The organism is Acinetobacter sp. ANC_7511, from assembly GCF_056779975.1.
The window spans coordinates 148,833-157,223 of the sequence record NZ_JBWYIY010000007.1 but is presented as its reverse complement, the minus strand read 5'-3'; the positions used below and the strand labels follow the sequence as shown (position 1 = coordinate 157,223).

6 protein-coding genes are annotated in these 8,391 nt (G+C 36.4%); 2 read left to right on the top strand and 4 right to left on the bottom strand.

Features of this window, described 5'->3' with window-relative positions; translation table 11 throughout:
- The 4 genes from AC1M9L_RS06575 to AC1M9L_RS06560 form a co-directional block, all read right to left on the bottom strand.
- Window positions 1-1,975, bottom strand: a 1,975-nt coding sequence (locus AC1M9L_RS06575) for an Ig-like domain-containing protein (protein ID WP_481591662.1), incomplete at its 3' end; no start/stop codon positions are given.
- Window positions 1,976-2,552: 577 nt separating this feature from the next.
- Window positions 2,553-4,052 carry a cation:proton antiporter gene (locus tag AC1M9L_RS06570; protein ID WP_179998547.1) on the bottom strand — a complete coding sequence of 500 codons (1,500 nt, stop codon included), beginning with the start codon at window positions 4,050-4,052 and terminating at the stop codon, window positions 2,553-2,555.
- A gap of 204 nt (window positions 4,053-4,256) precedes the next feature.
- Complete coding sequence (ypfJ, locus tag AC1M9L_RS06565; protein WP_481591661.1) at window positions 4,257-5,156, bottom strand: KPN_02809 family neutral zinc metallopeptidase; 900 nt, start codon at window positions 5,154-5,156, stop codon at window positions 4,257-4,259.
- A gap of 55 nt (window positions 5,157-5,211) precedes the next feature.
- Window positions 5,212-6,135 (bottom strand): DUF808 domain-containing protein, encoded by a 924-nt coding sequence (locus AC1M9L_RS06560; protein ID WP_092767024.1) that lies wholly within the window; start codon window positions 6,133-6,135, stop codon window positions 5,212-5,214.
- 202 nt (window positions 6,136-6,337) lie between these two features.
- On the opposite strand from AC1M9L_RS06560, the gene trpS reads away from it, so the two are divergent.
- Both trpS and AC1M9L_RS06550 read left to right on the top strand, forming a co-directional pair.
- On the top strand, window positions 6,338-7,351 hold the full coding sequence (trpS, locus tag AC1M9L_RS06555; protein WP_092767023.1) for a tryptophan--tRNA ligase: 1,014 nt from the start codon (window positions 6,338-6,340) through the stop codon (window positions 7,349-7,351).
- 385 nt (window positions 7,352-7,736) lie between these two features.
- Window positions 7,737-8,375, top strand: a complete 639-nt coding sequence (locus AC1M9L_RS06550; RefSeq protein ID WP_481591660.1) for a YqiJ family protein — start codon at window positions 7,737-7,739, stop codon at window positions 8,373-8,375.
- Window positions 8,376-8,391: the final 16 nt, after the last annotated feature.

Here is an 8,391-nt window from a genome sequence, read left to right as displayed (position 1 = left end):
CATCCGCAGTTTCAGTAGCAGTATTACCCACCGCATCTTTCGCTTCAGCTTTAACTGTATATTCACCTTCTGGTAGTGCTTCAGTCGGTGTATACGACCAGTTACCTTCTGGATCTACAGTCGCATCACCTGTTGCTACAGGGTTGCCATCTTTGTCTAAGATTTCAACTTTTACTGTTGCGCCTGGTTCAGTCTTACCATTAATTTCAGGAGTTGTATCACTAGTATCTTCTAGAGGATCGATTGTAATTTCCGGATCGATTGTATCAACTTCAACCGTAGTTTTAGCAGGTTGACTTACATTTCCTACCGCATCACGAGCTGAAGCCTCGACACTATATGTACCATCTGGTAACGCTTTAGATGGCTTATATGTCCAGCTACCATCGGCTGCAACATTCACAACTGCAGATTGAACAACCTTGCCAGCCGCATCCTTGATTTCAACACGTACTTGTGTTGCACCATCTTCAGTTTTACCTTTAAAGGTAGGCGCATCAATGTTCGTAAGTGGTAACTCTTCAATCGTTACTTTAGGTGGAGTAATATCCACAGTAAAGCTTGAAGTAGCGACTTTACTATTACCAGCCGCGTCATATGCTGTTGCTTCTAGTTTATAGTCACCTTCAGCTAATGTTACAGGTGATTTAAACTGCCATTTACCGTTGGTCACTGTAGCAGGACCTTCTGCGATAATCTTACCTGAACTATCGCGAATCACTACTTTTACGCTCTCACTATCTTTAGTGGTTCCCGTAAATGTAGGAGTTTGATTTTTAGTTGTAGTCACTGGATTATTCTCCGATTCCGAAAGAGTATTTGCGATTGCAGCGATTGCAAAAGTTGATTGATTCGTTGCTGTATCCCAACCCTCAGGTTCAGGATCAGTAGGGATTGGATCGATGTCTATGTCTGGAGGAGTTAAGTCAACATTGAATTCTTGTTTTTCTTCTTCACCTTTATTTCCTGATTTATCAATAGGCGTTACGATAACTTCGTATTTACCTTCATCCAGGTTTTTCTCAGGTGTATATTCCCATTTACCATCTTTATCAACAGGAACAGTTTCTTTATCAACCACGTTCCCATCTTTATCTTTAATTTCTATTTCAACATTAGATTCTGGCTCACCTTCACCTGATAATTTAGGTGTTTCTGAGTTTGTTTCACCCTTATTTCCAATTTCATCAATAGTGATGTCTGATGGTGGGACAGTATCAAGCGTGATTGTCTTAATCGGTGATTTATCACTTTCTTGACCACTTACAGTTTGTGTGACAGAAAGCTCATAGATACCATCTTTTAAATCTTGATCAGGTGTAAAACTCCAATCACCATTAGACAATGCAACCGTCTCACCAATTAGTTCATCGCCATTATAGATTTTGATGATTGCACCAGGTTGAGCTCCAGAACCTTTGATTTCTGGACGAGCATCATTTGTTACACCACCATCAGCAACTTCACCGATATGCTCTGGCACATCATCAATGACGATTGGTGCATTTAATAATGCACTTGGCTTTGGCTGAGGCGTAGGATTAGAGTCAGAACCATTATCTGCGACTGCTGCAATTGCACCAGCTGCACCAGCACCAATTAACCAAGGGAGAATACCACCGATAAAATCATCGGAATAAAGAAGAGGTTCGATTTCTTCGATTGGGTAATACAGAATTGTTTCTGCAATTGAGCCATCTTCATTGGTAAATTTAACCCAATAAAGTTGACCACTTTCATCTTGGAATACGAGGCTGTTATCAGCAAATGAAGGATTGAAATAGTTTTCAATCACAATCACTTCACCATTACGCAAATTGATTAGAGCATTATTATTATCACGAGTGATTGAAGCTACATCATCTTTAGATACTTGAACGACAACTACAGAGTTTTCGTTAAGCCCCACTTGACTAGAGTTGACATTCTCTAATACCTGATGACTCTCTTTAGATATTACGGAGATATTAGCCATGGTAAATTCTCACTTATAAATTTTATTTTTATCGATCTTTCTACATCTAAGATACAAAAAAGATAGACACTATTATCTATAAGTGAGATTTATATCACATTTTTAAGATTTAATGCGAATAGATTTTGCGTATTTTATCAGCTTTTTGTAACCGCTCATCCACAACCAAAATATATCTTTTATTTACAAATACTTATGACATAAGAATTAATATTTTTACTTACTTTTAGGATATTTCAGGTCACCAAATTTCAAAGGCTTACTTATCATAATTTCTGCTATATTTAGCTTAACTACATACGGTAACTTGCTCACCTAACATTTTAATGTTAGTAAACTAGTATACTTTTCATTTTATATTGAAAATTAATACTAACTTTTTAGTAAGTTAAGAAATAAAATTTGCTTTAAATATGATGTAATTTTCACATATTAATTTTATATTTCATCGATAAAATTCTGCGTAACTGAATAAAATATTTAAACAATATCACTGTTATCTTCTGCATTGATCATGCTTAATTCATAAAAAAAAGAGCAAGCACTATCATGCTTGCTTCAATTAAATATAATTTTTTTAGAAATTTTCTGGATTTTCTAACTTCTTCACCTCTTCAGCTTTAGCGGGATGATGGACGATTGCCACACCATCATCAGAAGTCCGATCTAATATCACTTCAGGATTATAAATCGTAATAATCTCATTACCTTTACTATCTTCACCAACAATATATTTAAATCCTTTACGATTAAGCTTATTACATAATCGCTGATATATTCCCTTTAAGCCCTCTTTTTCCTCATTAGGGTTGTAATAGAAAGCATTCATGACTGCTGGCAAACCTAAACCACATACTACGCCCGATAATAAAACAACAATAAAAGTATAACCAATCAAGATACTACTGTATTGCCTTAACTCTGGGACATTAGCAACCGCAAGAATTAGAGCCAATGAAATCCCTCCTCTTACTCCCCCCCATGATAAAATTGCTAGGCTACCGTTATAGCTTTTCTTACGAAACGATGGGAAGAATGCAAAAGCCAGAAAGTTCGCAGCAAAACGTGAAATATGTAAAATTACAAATGCGATAATACCGCCAAGTATCATGCTGGCATTAAGATCAAGAATAAACAGCTCTAAACCAATTAAAGTAAATAAAAAAGAATTAATGATACCTTCAACTGTATGCCAAAAGTGATTTACTTCTTGGATTTCACGATTTTGTAAAATTTCTTTCCATTTATTACCAACAATAAGTCCACCAATCACACATGCGATTGGTGCTGATGCATGAGCAAATAAAGCAACCAAATATGAACCACAAGCCAGTAAAGCTGTCGTTAGGATTAATGATTCCATTTCATGCTTCCCGCGAAGCAATCGTAAAATCCCCCAACCAAATACCAAACCAATAATTACAGCTACCACAATTTCATAAAGGAGTGTTTGTAGTGTCAGCAACAGACTAAAATGCTCGCCTTCAAGCACATTCAACAATGTCATAAATACAGCGATACACATTGCATCATTGAACAGTGATTCACCCTCCAATTTCACCATTAAATGATGTGGTGCACGTACAGAACTGAGTACCCCTTTGATTCCGATTGGATCTGTAGCACCTAAAGCAGAACCGAGTAATAAAAGTACGAGTATTGGTACAGGGTTACCAATCAAATATTGAAATCCAAATAATAATCCACCAAACAATGCTGCACACAAAACCAAAGCAATAGTGGCAAGAATACTAATTGGCTTCCAATACACTTTTAGATCAGACACTTTAAATTTCAATGCCGACGATGTAAGAATGAAGCAAATAACACCATTTACGAGAAAATCATAAAAATCAATATGACGAACTGCTTCTTCAATATTTGCCAAATTAATGGTGATAAAACGATTATCCCCTAATAAATTGGCAGCCCATTGCAGAATAAAGACAAAAATTGCTGAAACAATTGGCACCCCTATCGCTTGGGGAAAACCTAGAATTCGTTTATTGAATATGGTTGTGGCAATTGAGAGGGCAAAAACCACTGTAAATACTTGGAGAAAAAAAAAGTTGCCCATTTTGCACTCTATGATATGTTTTATTTAAATGAGATCATTTAAATTTTAAATGAAAAAACTATAGCCATTTATTAATTTTATATAAAGAATGTTTACTCGCAATCCCTTTTTTTTTAAAGATGTGTAGCCTTCCTAATAAATTATTCTATTAGCAGGCTACATGTTTTAACTTTGCAGAAAAACAATCGATTCTGCTTGGTAGATTTAGATTGAGGTATTGAATGTATCACATTGGTTCACATCACCTGTTTTCATGCCACGATCGAACCAATACATTCTTTGTTGGCTTGTACCATGGGTAAAGCTATCAGGAACCACATGTCCTCTCGCCTTTTTTTGCAGATAATCATCTCCGATCTTATGCGCAGCATCCATTGCCTCTTCAACATCACCTTGCTCCAAGAATTGAGTTCGTTGATGTGTATCTTTTGCCCACACACCAGCTAGACAATCAGCTTGCAATTCCAAACGGACTGATAATTGGTTCCCTTGAGCTTCAGTAGCTCGTTGTCTAGCTTGTTGGACTTGAGTTGAAATACCTAAAAGATTTTGAATATGATGTCCGACTTCATGCGCAATCACATAAGCTTGTGCAAAGTCACCAGCAGCATTTTGTGTAGATAATTCTGATTGATTGCGTTCACCCGAAATACCCATTTGCTGGCGCATATCTTTAAAAAAATCAGTATCAATATAGATTTTTTTGTCTGCAGGACAATAAAATGGCCCCATCGCGGACTGCGCTGTACCACAGCCTGAATTAACTACGCCACTAAACATGACAAGTTTCGGAGCTTGATATTGCATTCCCTGTTTTTGAAAAACGGTGGTCCATGTATCTTCCGTATCAGCAAGTACTGTACCAACAAATGCCGCTGTTTCTTGTTGCTCGGGTGTTGGGTTTTCAATCCCTATCGCTTGTTGCTGATTATTAGAAGTCACTTGTTTAGTTGCCTGATAGGCTTGTTGTGGATCAACCCCAAAAAATTTCCAAGCAACAAATGCAACAACTAAACCGAGAATACTAATTCCACCAGCTTTAGCCCCACCACCTCCACGGCGATCTTCTAAATTACTACTTACTCTCCGGCCTTTCCAACGCATAATCTCAGCCCTTTTAAATCATATAACTTCTTATAATACGTTATTTCATCAAACTCTAAACTTTTCTAGCGTTCCATAGTTTTTGTATTCCTGAAACAACGACCAAAACAATAAGTCCTGCAATAAAACCTATGACAAAGTTTAAGAGCGTCGGGGTTAAAGCACCGATGATACTGCCTACATTTGGAATATGTTCAATATAATCGACGGAATCTTCAGTAAAATGATGAAATAATGGGATGGTATGATTAATAATACCACCACCAACTAAGAACATCGCGATTGTTCCGACAATGGTTAGTGTCTTCATAAGTTTAGGCGCAAAAGCAAGTAAGCCCTGACCAATTCTCTGTTTCAATGTAGACGTTTGTTTGACGAGATAAAATCCCAAATCATCAATTTTAACAATCATAGCAACTAAACCATAAACACCAATCGTCATTAAAATTGCGATGACTGACAAGACTGCAACCTTAATTCCAAAAGTAGCTGCTGCAACTGTACCCAATGAAATCACGATAATTTCAGCAGATAAAATAAAGTCTGTTCGTATCGCGCCTTTGATTTTATCTTTCTCAAAAGTTGCTAGATCTACATTTAAGTTTTCGAGTTCTTTTTCGGCCTGTTCAGATGTTTTAGCTTTTTTATGGTGTAATGAGTGAATTACTTTTTCTACACCTTCATAACATAAAAATAATCCACCTAACATCAATAATGGATTTATAAGCCAAGGTGCAATCACACTAATTAATAATGCTAATGGAACCAAAATTAATTTATTAACAAATGAGCCTTTTGCAACAGACCAAACGACAGGCAATTCACGGTCGGCTTTCACACCACTAACTTGTTGAGCATTGAGTGCTAAGTCATCACCCAATACACCGGCCGTTTTTTTTGCAGCCATTTTACTCATCAGCGCAACATCATCAAGAATGGTGGCTATATCATCTAATAGCACCAATAAACTATTTGCCATTATTGTTATCCTTCTTTGTTTTTTGGAATTTTATTCTTCTATTTCAATTTATTCTGTATCAACATTATTAATACTATCTCAAATAAGGTGTTTTTAATTCGATTCTTTCGATGCTTTATGCTGACATAAAAAAAAATAATGCCGTACAATATTGCGAAATTTTAAAAATTCAGCCCTAGTGTTGATGACTTTGGTATAGAAAATGAGTAATCAAGATAATCGCCCTGTTATTTTGACAGGTGACCGTCCAACTGGACAACTTCATTTAGGCCACTTTGTCGGTTCTTTACGTTCACGAGTAGGTTTGCAAGATTCCCATCACCAACATCTATTATTGGCTGATGCACAAGCTTTTACAGACAATGCTGATAACTTCGAAAAAGTTAGACGTAATATTATTGAAGTTGCAACTGACTATCTCGCTGTTGGGATCGACCCGACAAAAACAACAATTTGCGTTCAATCAAGCTTGCCAGCTTTGAATGAGCTGACCATGCTTTATTTAAACTTTGTCACAGTTTCAAGACTAGAACGAAATCCTACGATTAAGTCTGAAATACAAATGCGTGGGTTCGAGCGTGACATCCCAGCTGGATTCTTATGCTATCCAGTTGCTCAAGCAGCTGATATCACTGCTTTTAAAGCATCGATTGTGCCCGTGGGTGAAGACCAAATTCCAATGATTGAACAAACAAATGAAATTGTTCGTCGTTTAAATCGTCAGATTGGTCAAGAGCTTTTGCCTGAATGTAAGGCACTGCTATCGAATGTTGGTCGATTACCAGGATTTGATGGTAAAGCTAAAATGTCTAAATCATTGGGCAATACAATTGTTTTAGATGCTTCTGATAAAGACATTAAAAAAGCGGTAAATGCTATGTATACAGATCCTAATCATCTTCGTATTGAAGATCCAGGTCAGGTGGAAGGTAATGTTGTATTTACTTATTTAGATGCTTTCGATCCAAATCCAGAAGAAGTAGCAGAGCTTAAAGATCACTATCGTCGTGGTGGTTTAGGTGATGGCACAGTCAAAAAACGCCTTGAAGGTGTTCTAAAAGAGTTGATCACGCCTATTCGTGAACGTCGTATGGAGCTTGCTAAGGATCCTGATTATATTATGGATATCTTAAAAACTGGTACTGACAAATGTCGTGATATTACGCAAGCAACATTGGATGAAGTTAAAGCAGGATTAGGTGTTTTTAAATTTTAATCCCTAAAAATAAGCAAACTTAAAGCCGCATCACATTGCGGCTTTTTTTATGGTTATTTATTAGTCTATTTAAAATTAACCTTCAATTAAACTTATTAACGTAATCTTACACGTTTTAACCCGACTACCAATGAGTTGCTAAATGAAATTGAATATCATTTAATTACTGTTATGAATACCCCCAAAATTCATAACATTTCTCCTTAACCGAAACTGTGTAAGCAGATTCGTTGTTCTGCGCAGTGATCACCCCAATCACTGCGTATTTTTTATGTTGAATCCATTCAAAATGAAATCAATATTATATAATTGATAATTACGTCACTTTATTTTATTATTTTGATTAAAATTTGATAAAAATTCTAATATCTATAAGAGACTACCCATGTGGGACATGTTTATAAATCCGTCGAACCTATTCTTCAGTATTAGTATCTGCTTGATGTTTTTTATAGGCCTTCTTGAAGTCTTTCTATTAATAACAGGTCTCAGTAGTCAAGGATTTTTAGAGCAATTTCTACCTAGTTCATTAGATTCTTCTCCTGAAATGATCGTTGACCATCAATCTAGTATTTGGATTCAATTTTTAGATTGGCTTTATCTTGGACGTATTCCTGTATTAATTTGGCTGATCATCTTTCTCACGACCTTTTCAATTGTTGGCTTCTTAGCCCAATCTATCATCCATCATGTATTTGGATCATTTTTAACAGTCTGGCTCATTACTTCACTGGTTCTTGTGGTCTGTATGCCATTCGTACGTCTATTCTCAAGATGGATAGCACAGATCATCCCTAAAGATGAAACCACAGCAATTCATAGCGACGATTTAATTGGACTTCGAGCAGAAATCATTTTAGGCACTGCTCGACTGCACTATCCTGCGCAAGCAAAACTCAAAGATCGCTTTGGTCAAACACATTACATTTTGGTCGAACCTGAAGCTGACGAAATATTCGTACAAGGTCAGCAAGTCTTACTTACACAACGTAGTCTCAAAGGCTTTCAAGCAATTTCACAATAAATCAACTTAGAGAAAA